Here is a 17,318-nt window from a genome sequence, read left to right as displayed (position 1 = left end):
GTGCCGCGGGCTTCTTTTTCTTCTGAATCAGCGTGAAATAGGGTTCTTATTTTCGTCTAGTGTAAAGCCTTCTCCCAATACATCGTGAACATCGCTTACCGCAACAAATGCATGGGGATCGACTGAGGTGATCACATTTTTTAAAAGGACTACTTCATTTTTCGGGACGACGCAGTACAGCACATCGCGCTCAGCTTTTGTATATGACCCCTGGCCTTTTAATATCGTAACCCCGCGCTCCATTTCTTCGATGATTTTGCGCTGAATCTGTTCGTTTTTATCGGAAATGATAGTGGCTCCTTTTGCCGCGTATCCGCCTTCCTGCATAAAGTCTATTACTTTCGAGGCGACAAATACGGCTACGAGCGTGTACATAGCTTCTTTATAGGAAAGGTAAAAAATAAGCGATAATGTAATGACACAGGCATCAAATACGAACATCGCTTTGCCCATAGGCACATGAAAATATTTGTTGATCAGCCGCACGATAATATCGACGCCTCCGGTTGTGCCGCCGTATTTGAAGATGATTCCCAGCCCCGTGCCGATAAAAACCCCGGCGAACAGCGCTGCGAGCGCAAGGTCATGCTGAAGCGGCATGTGGATCTGAAAGCGCTGGAATATCCATAAAAACACGGACAAGCTGACAGTTCCGAGAATGGTATACAAAAAAACCGTTCTGCCGAGCAGCTTCCAGCCGATAATAAAAACCGGAATGTTTAAAACCAGGTTGGATATGGAAGGATCGATATGAAACAGGAAATAAAGCAGCAGGGTGATTCCCGTAAAACCGCCTTCCGATAAATTGTTTTGCATATTAAAATGAACAAGTCCAAAAGAAAAAATAGCGGCGCCTGCCAATATAAACAAGACGTTTTTCATTCTGATGTCTCCGGCCATAAAAAAACCCCTTTCCTTCCATAAGCTGGCGTTAATATTATAGTGTATCCCATTTTAAACAGCAAACCCGTTTTAAACATTTGTCAAACTTGTTTGAATTCGCTAACATGTAAGAGATGACAGGAGGTTTTGCCGAATGACGAAGGAAAAAACGATGAAAGATATACAGCGCGAGGTTGATGAATATATCGGCCAGTTTAAAGAAGGGTATTTCAGCCCGCTTGCGATGATGGCCAGGCTGACAGAGGAACTCGGCGAACTGGCGAGGGAAATCAATCACCACTATGGAGAAAAACCCAAGAAAAAAACGGAAGCGGAAAAAAAGATCGAAGAGGAACTCGGCGACGTGTTATTTGTTTTAGTTTGTTTAGCCAATTCACTTCATATATCATTAGATGAAGCGCACGATATGGTCATGGAGAAATTCAGCACCCGTGACAAAGACCGCTGGACACGAAAAGAACAAGGAAAGTAGAGGAGATTCATATGTCAAAAGAAACGATCAAAATTGTCATAGCCGGACCCCGGGGGAGAATGGGAAGCGAAGCGGTCAAGCTTGTAGAGGACACCGCTCATTTTGAACTCGTGGGGGCGATTGACCGTACATATAACAGGAAGAAACTATCAGAGGTTTTAGCCTGCCGCTCTGAAGCGGCCGTATATACAGACATACACGAATGCTTTTCAGAAACAGATCCGGATGTCCTGATTGATTTGACAACACCTGAAATCGGCAAAGTCCACACGAAAATCGCGCTGGAGCACGGAGTCCGTCCTGTAGTCGGAACGACCGGATTTTCGGAAAGCGATCTGAACGAACTGATGGAGCTGACGGACGAAAAAGGAATCGGTGCGATCATTGCGCCAAACTTTGCTCTTGGAGCCGTCTTGATGATGAAATTTTCACAGATGGCGGCCAACTATTTTACCGATGTCGAAATCATTGAACAGCACCATGATCAAAAGCTTGACGCCCCGAGCGGAACAGCCTTGAAAACGGCGGAAATGATCTCGGCTGTACGGGAAGCAAAACAGCAGGGGCATCCCGATGAAAAGGAAATTCTGCCGGGAGCGAGAGGGGCCGAACAAAACGGAATCCGTCTCCACAGCGTCCGCTTGCCGGGATTAATCGCCCATCAGGAAGTGATGTTCGGAGGAGACGGGCAAACGCTGAAAATCCGCCATGATTCTTATAACCGCGCATCTTTCATGTCAGGTGTGAAACTGGCTGTTGAACAAGTGATGAAAATTGATCAGCTTGTCTACGGCCTGGAAAATATAATCGCTTAATACAAAAAGGGGGAAACCGCTTTGAAAATCGCTTTAATCGCCCATGACCGAAAAAAACAGGATATGATTCAGCTGGCGACGGCCTATCAAGACATTTTAAAAAAGCATGAATTGTTTGCAACGGGAACGACCGGACTGAAAATCATGGAAGCGACTGATTTGTCCATCGTGCGCCTTCAATCGGGGCCGCTCGGCGGAGATCAGCAGATCGGCGCATTGATTGCGAAAAATGAAATCGATCTTGTCATCTTTTTGAGAGACCCGTTAACGGCTCAGCCGCATGAGCCTGATGTTTCAGCATTGATCCGCTTATCTGACGTATATTCAATCCCGCTTGCGACCAATATGGGGACCGCAGAAATTTTAATCAGGTCTCTTGAAGAAGGCGCTTTTGAGTTTAGAAAGCTTGTGCATGGCAGGGATCAAGATGCTTGATATACTGGCGTTCGGTGCACATAGCGATGATGTGGAAATCGGCATGGGAGGAACCATTGCGAAATATAGTAAAAAAGGGTTCCGAATTGGCATTTGCGATTTAACAGAGGCTGAACTGTCATCAAACGGAACAGTCGACACGAGAAAAAGCGAAGCGGCGCTGGCGGCCGAAATCTTGGGCGCCAGCCCGCGCGTATCCCTCGCGCTTCCCGACCGCGGCCTGTTTGTAAATCAAGCGGCGGTCAGAGAAGCTGTCACCGTTATCCGGAAGTATAAACCGAAGCTTGTGTTTGTACCGTATCAAAAAGATCGGCACCCGGATCACGGACACGCGGCGGAGATCGTCGAAGAAGCGGTTTTTTCCGCCGGAATACATAAATATCAAGATGCAGAAGATCTGCCGGCTCATAAAGTGCAAAACATGTATTACTATATGATCAACGGCTTTCATAAACCTGAATTTGTCATCGATATTTCCGATACGATGGAGCAAAAAACAGCCGCTCTCAGAGCATACAAAAGCCAGTTCAGCCGCTCGGAGCATTCGGTGGAAACACCGCTGACAAACGGATATATCGAAACTGTCGAAGCCAGGGAAAAACTTCTCGGAAAAGAAGCGGGCGTCACATATGCTGAAGGTTTTTTTTCAAAACGGACGCTTCTGTTAAACAATGATCTATTTGGGGGCTGATGATGAAAAAATTAAAAATCGGAATCACATGTTATCCGAGTGTCGGCGGATCGGGAATCATCGCGACCGAACTCGGCAAACTGCTTGCGGAAAGAGGACATGAAATTCATTTTATTACGTCCAGTGTCCCGTACAAGCTGAATAAAGTATATTGCAACATTTATTTTCATGAGGTTGAAGTCAACCAATATGCCGTGTTTAAATATCCGCCCTATGATTTGGCATTGGCCAGCAAAATGGCGGAAGTGGCCAAACGGGAACAGCTTGATATTCTTCATGCCCATTATGCTGTGCCTCATGCGGTTTCTGCGTTTTTAGCGAAGCAAATGCTGGGGGGAGATATCAAAACCGTTACGACGCTGCATGGCACAGATATCACGGTGCTCGGCTATGATCCGTCTTTAAAGGATTTAATTAAGTTCGCGATAGAATCATCCGACCGCGTGACGGCCGTATCATCGGCTCTCGCTGCTCAGACGTATGATTTAATTAAACCGAACAAAAAAATAGACACGATCTACAATTTCGTCGACGAGCGGGTTTACATCAAGCAGGACCGGCATGTATTAAAAGAACAGTACGGCATTTCCGCTGATGAAAAAGTGATCATCCATGTGTCGAATTTCAGGCGGGTCAAACGTGTGCAGGATGTCATTCATGTCTTCAGCCGGATTGTCAGCCAAATGAAAGCAAAGCTTCTTCTCGTCGGCGACGGTCCGGAAATGTCCGTCATCTGCCAGCTTGTCAGACAGCTTGGCCTGGAAGATAACGTCCTTTTTTTAGGAAAGCAGGACAGCGTGGAGGAGCTTTATGCGATCAGCGATTTGAAGCTTCTTTTATCTGAAAAGGAAAGCTTCGGCCTTGTTCTGCTCGAAGCCATGGCCTGCGGCGTTCCCTGCATCGGAACGAACATCGGAGGCATCCCCGAAGTCATCAAAGACGGAATCAGCGGTTTTTTGGTCAATGTAGGCGATGTGGATGATGCTGCTGAAAAGTCGCTTCAACTGTTGACGGATGACGCACTGCACCGCCGCTTTACAGATGCGGCGCTGAAAAACATCATGGAACAGTTTTCTTCCAGCAGCATTATCGGACAATATGAGGATATTTATCATCAATTAATAGAACTGGGAGTGTGACAATGGAGGATCTCTTTCTTAAGGCTCTTCCCCTCCTTCATGAGCTGAAAAAACACGGCTGGCAGGCCTACTTTGTCGGCGGCGCCGTCAGGGACGTACATATGAACCGCGCTGTCGGGGACATTGACATCGCAACAGACGCACCGCCTGAGGAAATCGAGAATATCTTTCCAAAGACAATCGATGTCGGCAAGGAACACGGTACGATCATCGTTCTCTTTGATGGCGAGTCTTATGAAGTGACCACGTTCCGGGCTGAACTCGAATATGAGGACCATAGAAGGCCGAGCGGGGTTCATTTCATCAAATCGCTGAAAGAGGATTTAAAACGCCGCGATTTAACGATCAACGCCATGGCGATGGATGCTGACGGCAAGCTGATCGATTATTTCGGCGGTCTGCAGGATATTAAAGAAAAGGTGATTCAAACGGTCGGCGACCCGGCGGAACGCTTCCATGAAGACGCCCTCCGCATGCTGCGGGCGCTCCGTTTTATGAGCCAGCTTGAATTTGCGCTTTCCGGGAAGACAAAAACAGCGATTTGTGAAAATCGCCAACTTTTGGCGCATATTTCAACAGAGCGCAAAACAGTTGAATTTGAAAAGCTTTTAAAAGGAAAAGCGGCTGACCGGGCGCTTGCCATGGCGGCGGATACCGGGCTGTACAAAGAACTGCCCGGCCTGGCCGGCAAAAAGGACGGCGTCCGGTCTGCCGGCGTTTTTCCTTTTTATAAGCTTGAAAAAAGAGCAGACATCTGGGCGGCCTTCATCTCCATGGTGTCCATTGATGCAGCCGATGCCCCCGCTTTTTTGAAATCATGGAAACTCCCGGGGAAAATCATCAAACAAGCGGTTCACGTCGCCGAATCCATCGAAAAAAAATGGGACAGGCTGTCGATGTATGAGGCCGGTGAAGAAACGCTTCTTTCAGCATGCAAGATTCACATGCTGAAGGAAAAGGGCGAAATCGACGATCGGCGGTTGGCGGAAATCAGACAAGCTTACATGGAGCTGCCGATTAAAAGTCTGAAAGACCTCGCCGTGACGGGCGGTGACCTTCTCAATCTGAGAAACAAGCCGCCGGGCAAATGGGTCTCAGAAGATTTAAAACAGATTGAACTGGCCGTTTTAAAGGGCGAGCTCGCCAATCAAAAAAAAGCCATAGAGGAGTGGCTGGACGCATGCAGTCAAACTTAAGAAAAAAACTCATTCAATTGTTTACAGAGGCCGACGGAGAATTCATCTCAGGCCAGAAAATCAGTGAAGAGCTCGGCTGCTCCAGAACGGCGGTCTGGAAGCACATTGAAGAGCTGAGGAAATCAGGGTATGAGTTAGAAGCGGTCAGGAAGCTCGGCTATAAAATGAAAAAAAAGCCTGATAAGATCAGCGAAGATGAAATCAGGCTCGGCTTGAAAACGGAAAAAATGGGCCAAACCATTCATTTTCAGGATGTCGTGGCTTCTACGCAGAAAATCGCTCATGAACTGGCCAATAACGGCGCTCCGGAAGGAACGATCGTCGTAGCTGATAAACAGACGGAAGGACGGGGGAGAATGTCGAGGGCATGGCACTCCCCTGAGGGAACGGGAATCTGGATGAGCCTGATACTAAGACCTGAGATTCCCGTGCAAAAAACACCGCAGCTGACGCTTTTGGCCGCTGTGGCGATCGTCCAGGCGATCGAAGAGCAAACGGGCATCGTCGCCGAAATTAAATGGCCGAACGATATTTTAATCAACGGCAAAAAAGCGGTCGGAATTTTAACCGAATTGCAGGCTGAGGCAGATCAGGTTCACTCTGTCATTGTCGGCACAGGTATTAACGTCAACCAGCATGCTGACGATTTCCCGGGGGAGTTGCAGGAAACGGCGACAAGTCTGCGCATCGAAAGCGGCGAAAAAATCGACAGGGCGGCCCTCATTCAGACGATACTGTTAACCTTTGAAAAACGATACAGCGATTATCTGACACACGGTTTCAAGCCGATTAAACTTTTATGGGAAAGCTATGCGATCACATTGCATCGTCAATTGACCGCGCGGACGCTGTCTGGAACATTTCACGGCAAGGCGCTCGGGATCGATGATGAAGGCGTTCTCCTCTTGGAAACAAGCGACGGGATCAAAAAAATCTATTCCGCCGATATCGAAATCAATCCGTCATAGTTGGAACGGACGCGGCGTTTTTGGTATACTTCGATTGGGCAGTATCCGACGGAACTGCACCTGCAAAACGATTTTATTTTTCAATACAGTCTGCCTTGATCCAAAAAGGACTGGGACAGAGGGATGATTCTTGCCGATGATGGACGATTGAAATCTTCTTCGCGGAAGATTTTTTTACTGTCCGAAAAAAATAACGGCAGCTCATCTCCTCTAAAACAAGAGGAGGAGAAACACATGAAGACAAAACTGGATTTTTTAAACATGAAACAGAACGGAGAGCCGATCGTCATGCTGACGGCCTATGACTATCCGGGGGCAAAGCTTGCCGAACAAGCAGAAGTCGACATGATTCTAGTCGGCGATTCTCTCGGAATGGTCGTGCTCGGCCTTGACTCGACTGTATCGGTTACGGTGGCGGACATGATCCACCACACAAAAGCCGTAAAACGGGGAGCAAAGGATACATTTATCGTCACAGACATGCCGTTTATGTCCTATCACTGCTCACAGGAAGACGCACTCAAAAACGCCATGAAGATCGTTCAGGAGAGCGGGGCGGATGCTTTGAAGCTTGAGGGCGGAGACGGCGTGTTTGAAACGATTACAGCTTTAACAAGAGGCGGCATACCTGTGGTCAGCCATTTAGGCTTGACCCCTCAATCTGTCGGTGTCTTGGGAGGCTATAAAGTACAGGGAAAAGATGAAGAAAGCGCCAAAAAGCTGATTGAAGACAGCAGGCGCTGTGAAGAAGCGGGCGCGATGGCACTTGTGCTCGAATGCGTTCCAGCGAGACTGGCGGAACGGATTTCCAAAGAATTGACGATTCCGGTCATCGGCATCGGCGCCGGGGTCTACACAGACGGACAGGTGCTCGTTTACCATGATGTCGTCGGACACGGCGTCAGCAGGACGCCAAAGTTTGTCAAACAATATGCCCAGATTGATCCGCCGATCAAAGCGGCGCTTTCCGGCTATGCCAACGATGTCAGAACCCGGGCCTTTCCTGAAGATTCTCATTCATTCCATATTGATCAAGAAGTGCTGGAAGGCTTATACGGAGGAAAATAAGCATGATTGAAATCAAAACAGCAAAAGACATGCAGTGTGTAACAAAAACATATCGAAAAGAAGGAAAAACAATCGGGTTCGTGCCGACGATGGGATTTCTTCATGAAGGGCATATGGCGCTTGCAGAAAAAGCGCGAAAAGAAAACGATATTGTCGTCATGAGCATTTTTGTCAATCCCCTTCAATTTGGTCCGGGTGAAGACTTTGAATCATATCCTAGGGATATCGAAAGAGACCGGAAGCTTGCGGAAGGAGGCGGAGTGGACGTTCTGTTCACTCCAGCCCCGGAAGACATGTACCAGCAGGAATCTACGGTTATCGTCAATGTCAAAAAAAGGACGGATGTCCTGTGCGGCCGTTCAAGGGTTGGGCATTTTGACGGTGTCGCGACAGTGCTGACCAAATTGTTCAACCTCACGTCTCCGACAAGGGTTTATTTTGGGATGAAGGATGCGCAGCAGGTCGCTGTGGTCGACGGTTTGATCAATGATTTCTTCATGGATATCAAGCTGGTTCCCGTTGATACGGTGCGGGAAGAGGACGGTCTTGCCAAAAGCTCGCGGAATGTGTATCTTTCAAAAAGCGAGCGCGAGGAAGCGGCCGCTCTCTATCAGTCGCTTCAGCACGGCGCCCGGCTAATAGCCGATGGAGAGCGGAATCCGGACGTCATTATGGAAGAAGTGCGCGGTATGTTGAATAAAACGAGCGGTGTCATTGATTACGCTGAGATTTATTCATATCCCGACCTCAAGAGCAGGGAAATGCTGAGCGGGAAAATCATTATAGCGGTGGCCGTCAAATTTTCCAAAGCCCGCTTAATTGATAATATAATTATCGATATTCCCGATGATCGAAAGGAGGACCTATGATGTACCGGACGTTAATGAGCGCAAAGCTGCATAGAGCGAGAGTCACCGAGGCCAACTTAAACTATGTCGGCAGCGTGACAATTGATGAAGATTTATTGGATGCCGTCGGAATGATGGCAAATGAAAAAGTGCAAATTGTAAATAATAATAACGGCGCCCGGCTGGAAACGTATATCATTCCCGGTGAAAGGGGGAGCGGCGTCATTTGTCTCAATGGAGCGGCCGCCCGGCTCGTTCAAAAAGGAGATGTCGTCATTATTGTGTCCTACGCGATGATGACGGAGGAAGAGGCGAAGCATCACAAGCCGAAAGTAGCCGTTTTGAACGAGAAGAACGAAATCGAGCAAATGCTTGGGTTTGAGCCGGCCCGTACCATTCTGTAGAGCCCCCACCGCTGGGGGCTTTCATGTCGTTTTGGGAAGAACTTTTGAAAAGAGGCCTGTTTTTTCAGCCGCTGTCCTCATGTACTTTCTAAAAACGTGTTACACTTTTGTTGAACGTATCAAAATTGAGGTGTCCATTGAATGAACAATCAACGGTATGTAGTTATTGATGTGGAAACGACAGGGAATTCGCCGAAAAAAGGCGACAAAATTATTCAAATTGCAGCGGTTGTGATTGAAAATGGACAAATTACCGAACGTTTCTCCAAATATGTGAACCCGAACCAGCCTATTCCCCCATTTATTGAACAGCTGACGGGAATCACAAATGAGATGGTTGAACATGAAGAGCCGTTTTCGGCGATTGCAGAAGATATATTTGAGCTCCTCAATGAAAGCTGCTTTATCGCCCATAATATCCATTTTGATCTCGGGTTTGTCAAACACGAACTGAAGCGCGCGGGCTTCGACGGACTTGAGTGCAATGTGCTCGACACGGTGGAATTGGCCAGAATCGTTTATCCCCGTTTTGATGGCTACAAGCTGACAGAGCTGAGCGAAGAACTGAAGCTCAAGCATGACAATCCGCATAGAGCAGACAGCGATGCGGAAGTGACCGCAATGATTTTCCTACATATCTTGGACAGATTGAAGCGCCTGCCGCTTCCCGTCCTGAAAGCGATCAGGCGTCTGTCATGGCATCTGATCAGCGATGCGCAGGAGCTCTTTGACAGCCTGATCATCCAAAAAGACGGCCGTTCAGAGCTTGAAGCAGGGTATATAAAAATCGGTTCATTTGTCATGAAAGCGCCCGATACTCAGGCGGAAGACTTTGAAGAGTCCCGTTCCGAAGCTTTGCCTGAAACGCTTATTTGGGAGGAAGAAGGGGGCCTTTCTTCCCTGAACCATTTTAAAAAAAGGGACGGACAGACAAAAATGATGAAAGAAGTCTGGACGGCTTTTTCGAATCATGAACATGCCCTGATCGAAGCGGCAACGGGAATCGGCAAAACACTCGGTTACCTCGTGCCTGCGGCCGTTCATGCGAAAAAAACCGAAAAACCCGTCGTGATCAGCACGTTTACAACCTTGCTTCAGCAGCAGATTTTAAATCAGGATATCCCGCTTATAAAACAGATCTTTCCATTCCCGATCAAAGCGGCGGTGCTGAAAGGCCGGTCCCATTATTTATGCATCCACAAATTCGAGCATATTCTGCACGAAGATGATGATAACTATGACGCCGTCCTGGCCAAGGCGCAAATTCTCGTCTGGCTGACGGATACGGAGACTGGCGACTTATCCGAAATCAACCTGCCATCCGGCGGAAAGCTGCTTTGGGAACGAATCGTGCATGATGACCGTTCTTACGAGAGAAACCGTCCGTATAAAGAGCTGTGTTTTTATGAAAGAGCAAAAGCGAAGGCAAATAAGGCCGATCTGATCATTACCAATCATGCGCTTCTGTTGACAGACGAAATTAATCAAAGAAGCCGCACCGCCGATGCGGATACATTGATTATCGATGAAGCCCACCACTTTGAACGGGCAGCGGCGGAACAGTTTGGAACAAGGGCGGACTATGTTTCGCTTCATAAGAAATTGATGCAGCTCGGCACCTTGAAACAAAGGGGGCTGCTCAAAAAAGCTGAACGGCTGTTCCGTTCTTTCGGCATCTCTTCAGAATCTTTTTTCCAGATGGATGAATGGCTCAGCCAGCTCATTGAAGAAAGCGATGTGTTTTTCACATCGGTTCATGCGTTTGTGAAACGGAGGAAACCAAAAAAGGATGTAAACCGTCTGCTTTATAAGGTAGCTCAAACCGGTGAAAACAGAGCTTGGAGCCGCCTTGAAGAAGGTGCAAGAAGGCTGTGCGCCATGCTGTTTTACATGCATCAGCTGTTTTTGGATCAAAAAGAGCAATTAACAGGAAAAACCGTCTCTTTCACAAGCCGGCAGTCGTTTCTTCTTGAAGAATATCAATCCTGTCTGGCATATCTCGAAGAGTACGGCAAAAAGCTCGGCCGTCTATTTTTTGAACCTGCTGAAGATGAGGTCGTCTGGATTGAAATCGATGCAAAAGGAGCGAAAAACGCGGCTTCCGTATATGCCCAGCCGCTGGATGCGGGCGAAATGCTGGCAGATCGCTTTTTTACCGAGAAAAAAAGCGTTGTTCTCACATCCGCAACGCTTGTCGTTGAAAACTCATTCAACTATATGATCAAAAAGCTCGGTCTAAGCGATTTTTATCCCAGAACCTTGCAAATCGAGTCGCCTTTTTCTTATGATAAGCGTATGAAAATCATGATTCCGACAGACATCAGCCCGATCCAAAATGATCATTCCGAAGACTATATCCAAGATGTTTGCCGGTATATCAAGGCGCTTTCAAAGCAGCGGAATGCCAAGGTACTCGTTTTGTTTACATCACATGACATGCTGCGCGACGTGCACCAGCTGTTGAGAGACGATATCGACTTTCCGTGCCAGCTATTGGCTCAGGGCGTGTCAGGGGGAAGCCCCGTGAAGATCATGAAGGCCTTTAAATCGTGCCAGCATGCCGTCCTGCTCGGAACAAACCATTTTTGGGAAGGCGTCGACTTTCCGGGGGATGAGCTGACAACGCTGATCATTGCGAGGCTCCCTTTCAAGCCGCCCGATCATCCCGTCGAGTCGGCTAAGTGTGAAAGGGCGAAGAAAATGGGGGAAAGCCCGTTTCAGGCTGTTTCGCTTCCAGAAGCCGTTTTGACCTTTAGACAGGGAATCGGAAGGCTGCTGCGTTCTGAAGAGGATAGCGGTATGGTCGTGATCCTTGACCGACGGATCCGCACTTCTTCCTATGGCAGGGTGTTTATGAAAGCTTTGCCTCCCGCTTTAGTAGAAGAGCCGGATTTCCTTGAACTCGAAGCCTATATTTCAGGGCTGAATGCATAAAAGCCGCTTCAAGCGGCTCTTGGCATGGTGTGGATTAAGGTTTTATTTTTTGGCTGTTTATATAAACGGTTTAATCCGTTGTAACAACTATTATGGCTTATGGCAGACAGAGTATGAATAACAATTATTGTTTTGTGCGGAGGTATTTGATAATGGATAGCAAAATTGAAATTCTTTCTACAGTGACTGTTCAGCATTCAGAAGATCTGTATAAAATCGTCGATTTATTAAACAGGACGCTGAAACGCGATGATTTAATGTTCGGTCTCGCTCTTGATGAAGACGATCAAAAACAGGCGATTTTTACTATTTATCGGACGTAGGGGAGAAAAATGGGCAAAAAAACGTTAATTTTCATTCTGATATTTGGTATTATCTTTGTAACAGCAATTCTTGCCGGGGCGAATGTATACCAGACGGCAATGGATCAGAAAGAGAGCGGCCACCAGGAAGCTGCTGAAACAGCGAAGAAGAAAGCGGATTTAAAAGAGGTTGGCACCGTTGAAACGTTTGTCGGCAAGGAAAAACAGTACATTGTCGAAGGCAAGAACAAAAAGGGCGAAAAAATGTATGTATGGGTGCCGGCTGACAAAAAGCAGAAAACGATGTTTAAAAAAGCGGCGGACGGCATTTCAAGCCGTCAGGCAGCCAAAGCGGTTCAGGAAGAGGGCCTTTTGTCTGAATTAAAGGAGGTTCATCTGGCAAGGGAAGGCAATGTTCTATTGTGGGAAGTGACATACTTAAATAAAGATGGGCAATACAGTTTAAGTTATGTTGACTTTATAAATGGCAAAATTCACAAAAATATTACGCCTTAAGACGAAACAGGGGGAATCAAGTTGAATCTAGCTAAAAGAGTATCAGCATTAACACCGTCTGCGACATTGGCAATCACTGCAAAAGCAAAAGAATTAAAAGCGGCAGGGCATGATGTCATCGGCCTTGGTGCGGGAGAGCCGGATTTTAACACGCCGGAGCATATCATTGAGGCGGCTGTCCGCTCAATGAATGAGGGGCATACGAAATATACGCCTTCCGGAGGTCTTGCGCCGCTTAAAGACAGCATTGCAGACAAGTTCAAACGTGATCAGGGCATTGAATACAGCCAGTCGGAAATTATTGTATGTACAGGTGCGAAGCACGCTCTTTACACCCTTTTTCAAGTATTGCTGGATGAGGGGGACGAAGTCATTATTCCGACTCCATATTGGGTCAGCTACCCTGAACAGGTTAAGCTTGCAGGAGGACGTCCCGTATTTGTGGAAGGGCTTGAGGAAAACAGCTTTAAGATTTCTCCGGAGCAGCTCCAAAATGCAGTAACGAAAAAAACGAAAGCCGTGATCATCAATTCTCCAAGCAATCCGACAGGGATGATGTATACGGAAGAGGAGCTTAAAGCGATCGGCGACGTGTGCCTTCGCAACAATATCTTGATCGTATCTGATGAAATTTATGAAAAGCTGATTTACGGCGGAGGAAAACATGTGTCAATCGCACAGCTTTCCCCTGAACTGAAGGAACAGACGATCATCATTAACGGGGTTTCAAAATCGCACAGCATGACCGGCTGGAGAATCGGATATGCAGCTGGAAATCAAACCATCATCAAAGCGATGACAAACCTTGCCAGCCACAGCACGTCAAACCCGACTTCTGTCGCTCAATACGGCGCCATCGCCGCCTATAACGGGCCGCAGGAGCCGGTTGAAGAAATGAGAAAGGCCTTTGAAGAACGTCTGAACAAAGTATATGAACTGCTTTTGGATATTCCGGGATTCACCTGCCTGAAGCCTGAGGGCGCTTTTTATCTGTTCCCGAATGCAAAAAAAGCAGCCGAAGCATGCGGCTTTGCAACCGTTGACCAATTTGCTGAAGCGCTTCTCGAGGAGGAAAAAGTCGCGATAGTGCCGGGTTCCGGATTTGGCGCACCGGACAATATCCGCCTGTCATATGCGACATCCCTGCCGCTGTTGGAAGAAGCGGTGAAACGCATCCGCCGCTTTGTAGTCAATCACAGCAAATAAGTTTTAAAAGCGCCCGGTTCAAGGGCGCTTTTTTATGCTGCTGAAGATCTGTCCGGAATTCAAGGGTGGAACGGATTGACCGCATCCGTTTAAAAAAGGTATAATATACGTTATGGACTGCAGAGAGAAAACGGGTCAAGACCCTTTTCTTTGTTTTGGAGGGAAACGATAGTGAAAACAACAATCAACCAAGTGTACAAGCATGTTGGTGAAGAAGTGACAATCGGCGCCTGGGTCGCCAATAAACGCTCAAGCGGCAAAATCGCATTTTTGCAGCTTAGAGACGGGACAGGCTTTATCCAGGGAGTGGTCGTCAAAGCGGAAGTGGCTGAAGAGGTTTTCCAGACCGCTAAAACGGTCACACAGGAAACGTCTTTGTATGTAAAAGGCGTCGTCAAAAAGGATGAGCGTTCGCCTCTCGGATTTGAGCTTGCCGTGACTTCGCTTGATATCATCCATGAAGCGAAAGATTATCCGATTACGCCTAAAGAGCACGGAACAGAGTTTTTAATGGATCACAGACATCTGTGGCTTCGTTCCAAGCGGCAGCATGCAACGATGAAAATCCGAAACGAAATCATTCGGGCTACATACGAATTTTTCAATAAAGAAGGCTTTGTCAAAGTCGATCCTCCGATTTTGACAGGCAGCGCTCCAGAAGGAACGACAGAGCTTTTTGCGACGAAGTATTTTGATGAAGACGCCTATTTGTCCCAAAGCGGCCAGCTCTATATGGAAGCGGCTGCGATGGCTTTAGGAAAAGTCTTTTCATTCGGACCGACCTTTAGAGCGGAAAAATCAAAAACAAAACGCCATTTGATTGAGTTTTGGATGATTGAGCCTGAAATGGCTTTCGTTGAATTCAATGAAAACCTTGAAGTGCAGGAAAACTACGTATCATTTGTCGTCCAAAGCGTTCTTGAAAACTGCAAAATCGAATTGGAGACGCTTGGAAGAGACACATCCAAACTCGAGCAGATCAAAGCGCCGTTCCCGCGGATTACTTATGATGAAGCGATTCAGTTCTTAAAAGATAAAGGCTTTGATGATATTGAATGGGGCGATGATTTTGGGGCGCCTCATGAAACGGCGATTGCCGAAAGCTATGACAAGCCTGTGTTCATTACACATTACCCGACATCTTTAAAGCCGTTTTACATGCAGCCTGCGCCTGACAGGGAAGACGTCGTGCTGTGCGCGGACTTGATTGCTCCTGAAGGCTACGGCGAGATCATCGGCGGCTCAGAACGCATCCATGATCTTGAGCTTTTGGAATCACGGCTGAAAGAGCACGGATTGGAATCAGATGCTTACAAATGGTATGCCGAGCTGAGAAAATACGGTTCAGTACCGCATTCAGGTTTTGGACTCGGTTTGGAGCGGACGGTTGCCTGGATCTGCGGCTCGCCGCATGTCCGTGAAACGATTCCGTTCCCAAGACTGCTAAATCGTTTATATCCTTAATAAAAAGTCTCCTGCTGCGACAGGAGACTTTTTCACAGTCATCCTGATATACTGAAAGGTAAGAGGTGTATCAAATGAAAAAACAGCAATTTATTAAGATGCAGGAAATGGGGTCAGTCAGCGTTCCAAATCTGCTTTTTATGAACTACCGGGAGCTTGGCCTGAATGAAACAGAGTTCATGCTGCTGCTCAACATCAAAATGCATGTGGAAAAAGGATCTTTTTTTCCCACGCCCGAAGAATTAAGCAAAACGATGTCGATAGCGACTGAACAATGTATGGATATGTTGAGGATTTTTATCCAAAAAGGCTTCCTCTATATAGAAGAATGCGAAGACCAGCACGGCATCAAGTCAGAAAAATATTCACTCGAACCTTTGTGGAGCAAACTATTTGATCATCTCGAGATGGCTGAGAAGAAAAAACGGGAGGAGCAGCATGAAGGCGAGCAAAAAAGTCTTTATACGATATTTGAAGAAGAGTTTGCAAGACCTTTGTCGCCGTTGGAATGCGAGACGCTCAACGTTTGGCTTGACCAGGACCACCACGATGTGCAGATGATCAAGCAGGCGCTAAAAGAAGCCGTCATGTCAGGAAAATTGAATTTCCGCTATATTGACCGTATTCTTTTTGAATGGAAGAAAAACGGAATCAAAACAGTCGAACAAGCCGTAAGCTACAGCCAAAAATTCAGGCGCAAGACGCCCCGGCAGAGCGAGCAAAAGGAGTATACAAGGCAGGTTCCTTTTTACAATTGGCTTGAACATTAAAGTGAAAAGGTGAAGAGATGTTAACGAAAAAACAAATCGAATTTTGCTTAGAAACGATTGGCGACATGTTTCCCGATGCGGAATGCGAATTAGTTCACGACAACCCGTTTGAACTCGTCATCGCTGTCGCGCTTTCCGCTCAATGCACAGATGCCTTGGTCAACAAAGTGACAAAAACGCTGTTTCAAAAATATAAAAAGCCGGAGGATTATCTCGCGGTTCCGCTGGAAGAGCTTCAGCAGGACATCAAGTCGATCGGTCTGTACCGCAACAAAGCGAAAAACATTCAAAAGCTGTGCAAAATGCTGATCGAAGAATATGGGGGAGAAGTCCCAAGAGACAGAGATGAATTGGTCAAGCTTCCTGGCGTAGGGAGAAAAACGGCCAATGTCGTCGTCTCCGTCGCGTTCGGCGTACCGGCGATTGCCGTAGACACTCATGTAGAAAGGGTGTCGAAAAGGCTCGGCTTTTGCCGCTGGAAAGATTCAGTTACAGAAGTCGAAAAAACGCTGATGAAAAAAATACCTGAGTCAGAGTGGTCAGCCACACACCATAGACTCATCTTTTTCGGACGCTACCACTGCAAAGCGCAAAGGCCGAAATGTGAAGAATGTCCGCTGTTTTCTTTGTGCCGGGAAGGGCAGAAGCGCTATAAAAAAGGACTGGTGAAGCTGCCGTGACAAGCGTTTCCCTTTTATATGAATATGAACAATCGCTCAGAAAGGTCAAGCCTGAACATGATGACAGGCTTGCCATTCTGTCTGAGAATCCACTGTTTTTTGATCTGTTGATGGAGGAGGGGGCGGCAAAACCATGGGAAAATGCCCAAGAATGGGTGCCGCTTCTTTTTCAAATCTGGGAGAATACGAAAGAAGGGCTTCTTCCCGTCTTTCAAACGAGAAAATCAAGGTGCAGCCGGGACGAGATGCTAAAAGGGGTCTGCTGTTTGATCACAAGCTTCCATTGGACGATGAGAGAGCCCGTCACAACGCTGAGATGGGAGACGATCATTCAGAAAAACTTTCCCGTTAAGCCGATCAATTGGACGGAACGTCTTGAATTCATCTTGTTAAAGCCGACCCAGTACCATTGTTTTATCCAGCTTGATGAACTGTTTACGGAAATGAAAAAACAATTTTATAAATATGCCGCGATGAATAAATAAAGACCACTCACAATTTGTGAGT

General features: G+C 47.1%; 19 protein-coding genes. 18 read left to right on the top strand and 1 reads right to left on the bottom strand.

The features are described 5' to 3' along the window. Window positions 1-27 precede the first annotated feature (27 nt). Entirely contained in the window at window positions 28-900 is an 873-nt protein-coding gene (locus R5H20_RS13690; RefSeq protein WP_006636386.1) for a YitT family protein, read from the bottom strand. Window positions 901-1,036: 136 nt separating this feature from the next. Here R5H20_RS13690 and R5H20_RS13685 point away from each other — a divergent pair, with 136 nt between their 5' ends. The 18 genes from R5H20_RS13685 to R5H20_RS13600 all read left to right on the top strand — a co-directional run bounded on the left by R5H20_RS13685 (window position 1,037) and on the right by R5H20_RS13600 (window position 17,296). Then, the gene (locus tag R5H20_RS13685) at window positions 1,037-1,375 is read left to right on the top strand and encodes a nucleotide pyrophosphohydrolase (RefSeq protein ID WP_006636385.1); all 339 of its coding nucleotides are present in this window, start codon (window positions 1,037-1,039) and stop codon (window positions 1,373-1,375) included. Window positions 1,376-1,386: 11 nt separating this feature from the next. Further along, window positions 1,387-2,190, top strand: a complete 804-nt coding sequence (gene dapB, locus R5H20_RS13680) for a 4-hydroxy-tetrahydrodipicolinate reductase (RefSeq protein ID WP_006636384.1) — start codon at window positions 1,387-1,389, stop codon at window positions 2,188-2,190. A gap of 21 nt (window positions 2,191-2,211) precedes the next feature. Next, window positions 2,212-2,625, top strand: coding sequence for a methylglyoxal synthase (gene mgsA, locus R5H20_RS13675; protein WP_006636383.1), 414 nt, complete (start codon window positions 2,212-2,214; stop codon window positions 2,623-2,625). Further along, the gene (gene bshB1 / locus R5H20_RS13670; RefSeq protein ID WP_006636382.1) at window positions 2,618-3,316 is read left to right on the top strand and encodes a bacillithiol biosynthesis deacetylase BshB1; all 699 of its coding nucleotides are present in this window, start codon (window positions 2,618-2,620) and stop codon (window positions 3,314-3,316) included. The genes mgsA and bshB1 overlap by 8 nt, the downstream gene beginning before the upstream one ends. 2 nt (window positions 3,317-3,318) lie before the next feature. Beyond that, window positions 3,319-4,455, top strand: a complete 1,137-nt coding sequence (bshA, locus tag R5H20_RS13665; protein ID WP_006636381.1) for an N-acetyl-alpha-D-glucosaminyl L-malate synthase BshA — start codon at window positions 3,319-3,321, stop codon at window positions 4,453-4,455. 2 nt (window positions 4,456-4,457) lie between these two features. Then, window positions 4,458-5,651, top strand: coding sequence for a CCA tRNA nucleotidyltransferase (locus tag R5H20_RS13660; RefSeq protein ID WP_006636380.1), 1,194 nt, complete (start codon window positions 4,458-4,460; stop codon window positions 5,649-5,651). Beyond that, window positions 5,636-6,619 (top strand): bifunctional biotin--[acetyl-CoA-carboxylase] synthetase/biotin operon repressor, encoded by a 984-nt coding sequence (locus R5H20_RS13655; RefSeq protein ID WP_006636379.1) that lies wholly within the window; start codon window positions 5,636-5,638, stop codon window positions 6,617-6,619. Before R5H20_RS13660 ends, R5H20_RS13655 begins: the two co-directional genes overlap by 16 nt. Before the next feature lie 234 nt (window positions 6,620-6,853). Further along, entirely contained in the window at window positions 6,854-7,687 is an 834-nt protein-coding gene (gene panB, locus R5H20_RS13650) for a 3-methyl-2-oxobutanoate hydroxymethyltransferase (protein ID WP_006636378.1), read from the top strand. Window positions 7,688-7,689: 2 nt separating this feature from the next. Beyond that, on the top strand, window positions 7,690-8,556 hold the full coding sequence (gene panC, locus R5H20_RS13645) for a pantoate--beta-alanine ligase (protein WP_006636377.1): 867 nt from the start codon (window positions 7,690-7,692) through the stop codon (window positions 8,554-8,556). Continuing rightward, on the top strand, window positions 8,556-8,939 hold the full coding sequence (panD, locus tag R5H20_RS13640; RefSeq protein WP_006636376.1) for an aspartate 1-decarboxylase: 384 nt from the start codon (window positions 8,556-8,558) through the stop codon (window positions 8,937-8,939). Before panC ends, panD begins: the two co-directional genes overlap by 1 nt. Before the next feature lie 141 nt (window positions 8,940-9,080). Beyond that, window positions 9,081-11,873: an ATP-dependent DNA helicase DinG gene (gene dinG, locus R5H20_RS13635; RefSeq protein ID WP_006636375.1), complete on the top strand. Its 2,793-nt coding sequence runs from the start codon at window positions 9,081-9,083 to the stop codon at window positions 11,871-11,873. 152 nt (window positions 11,874-12,025) lie between these two features. Further along, window positions 12,026-12,196, top strand: coding sequence for a YpmA family protein (locus tag R5H20_RS13630; RefSeq protein WP_006636374.1), 171 nt, complete (start codon window positions 12,026-12,028; stop codon window positions 12,194-12,196). A gap of 9 nt (window positions 12,197-12,205) precedes the next feature. Next, on the top strand, window positions 12,206-12,691 hold the full coding sequence (gene tseB, locus R5H20_RS13625; protein ID WP_006636373.1) for a cell wall elongation/penicillin-binding protein regulator TseB: 486 nt from the start codon (window positions 12,206-12,208) through the stop codon (window positions 12,689-12,691). A gap of 21 nt (window positions 12,692-12,712) precedes the next feature. Further along, the gene (locus R5H20_RS13620) at window positions 12,713-13,897 is read left to right on the top strand and encodes a pyridoxal phosphate-dependent aminotransferase (RefSeq protein ID WP_006636372.1); all 1,185 of its coding nucleotides are present in this window, start codon (window positions 12,713-12,715) and stop codon (window positions 13,895-13,897) included. 171 nt (window positions 13,898-14,068) lie between these two features. Continuing rightward, a complete protein-coding gene (asnS, locus tag R5H20_RS13615) occupies window positions 14,069-15,361 on the top strand; it encodes an asparagine--tRNA ligase (protein ID WP_006636371.1) in 1,293 nt (430 codons plus the stop codon). Between the two features lie 74 nt (window positions 15,362-15,435). After that, entirely contained in the window at window positions 15,436-16,131 is a 696-nt protein-coding gene (locus R5H20_RS13610; protein ID WP_006636370.1) for a DnaD domain-containing protein, read from the top strand. Between the two features lie 17 nt (window positions 16,132-16,148). Beyond that, a complete protein-coding gene (gene nth / locus R5H20_RS13605; protein WP_006636369.1) occupies window positions 16,149-16,811 on the top strand; it encodes an endonuclease III in 663 nt (220 codons plus the stop codon). Next, on the top strand, window positions 16,808-17,296 hold the full coding sequence (locus R5H20_RS13600; protein WP_006636368.1) for a YpoC family protein: 489 nt from the start codon (window positions 16,808-16,810) through the stop codon (window positions 17,294-17,296). Before nth ends, R5H20_RS13600 begins: the two co-directional genes overlap by 4 nt. The last annotated feature ends 22 nt before the right edge of the window (window positions 17,297-17,318 follow it).

The organism is Bacillus sp. KICET-3, from assembly GCF_033261025.1.
GTDB lineage: Bacteria > Bacillota > Bacilli > Bacillales > Bacillaceae > Bacillus > Bacillus sonorensis.
This window is presented reverse-complemented; position numbering and strand designations above follow the sequence as displayed.

What these genes read in the sequence shown, in the direction of transcription:
- R5H20_RS13690 (WP_006636386.1), bottom strand. Translation starts at nt 900, where the DNA reads ATGGCCGGAGACATCAGAATGAAAAACGTCTTGTTTATATTGGCAGGC.
- R5H20_RS13685 (WP_006636385.1), top strand. Translation starts at nt 1,037, where the DNA reads ATGACGAAGGAAAAAACGATGAAAGATATACAGCGCGAGGTTGATGAA.
- dapB (WP_006636384.1), top strand. Translation starts at nt 1,387, where the DNA reads ATGTCAAAAGAAACGATCAAAATTGTCATAGCCGGACCCCGGGGGAGA.
- bshB1 (WP_006636382.1), top strand. Translation starts at nt 2,618, where the DNA reads ATGCTTGATATACTGGCGTTCGGTGCACATAGCGATGATGTGGAAATC.
- bshA (WP_006636381.1), top strand. Translation starts at nt 3,319, where the DNA reads ATGAAAAAATTAAAAATCGGAATCACATGTTATCCGAGTGTCGGCGGA.
- R5H20_RS13660 (WP_006636380.1), top strand. Translation starts at nt 4,458, where the DNA reads ATGGAGGATCTCTTTCTTAAGGCTCTTCCCCTCCTTCATGAGCTGAAA.
- R5H20_RS13655 (WP_006636379.1), top strand. Translation starts at nt 5,636, where the DNA reads ATGCAGTCAAACTTAAGAAAAAAACTCATTCAATTGTTTACAGAGGCC.
- panB (WP_006636378.1), top strand. Translation starts at nt 6,854, where the DNA reads ATGAAGACAAAACTGGATTTTTTAAACATGAAACAGAACGGAGAGCCG.
- panC (WP_006636377.1), top strand. Translation starts at nt 7,690, where the DNA reads ATGATTGAAATCAAAACAGCAAAAGACATGCAGTGTGTAACAAAAACA.
- panD (WP_006636376.1), top strand. Translation starts at nt 8,556, where the DNA reads ATGTACCGGACGTTAATGAGCGCAAAGCTGCATAGAGCGAGAGTCACC.
- dinG (WP_006636375.1), top strand. Translation starts at nt 9,081, where the DNA reads ATGAACAATCAACGGTATGTAGTTATTGATGTGGAAACGACAGGGAAT.
- R5H20_RS13630 (WP_006636374.1), top strand. Translation starts at nt 12,026, where the DNA reads ATGGATAGCAAAATTGAAATTCTTTCTACAGTGACTGTTCAGCATTCA.
- tseB (WP_006636373.1), top strand. Translation starts at nt 12,206, where the DNA reads ATGGGCAAAAAAACGTTAATTTTCATTCTGATATTTGGTATTATCTTT.
- R5H20_RS13610 (WP_006636370.1), top strand. Translation starts at nt 15,436, where the DNA reads ATGAAAAAACAGCAATTTATTAAGATGCAGGAAATGGGGTCAGTCAGC.
- nth (WP_006636369.1), top strand. Translation starts at nt 16,149, where the DNA reads ATGTTAACGAAAAAACAAATCGAATTTTGCTTAGAAACGATTGGCGAC.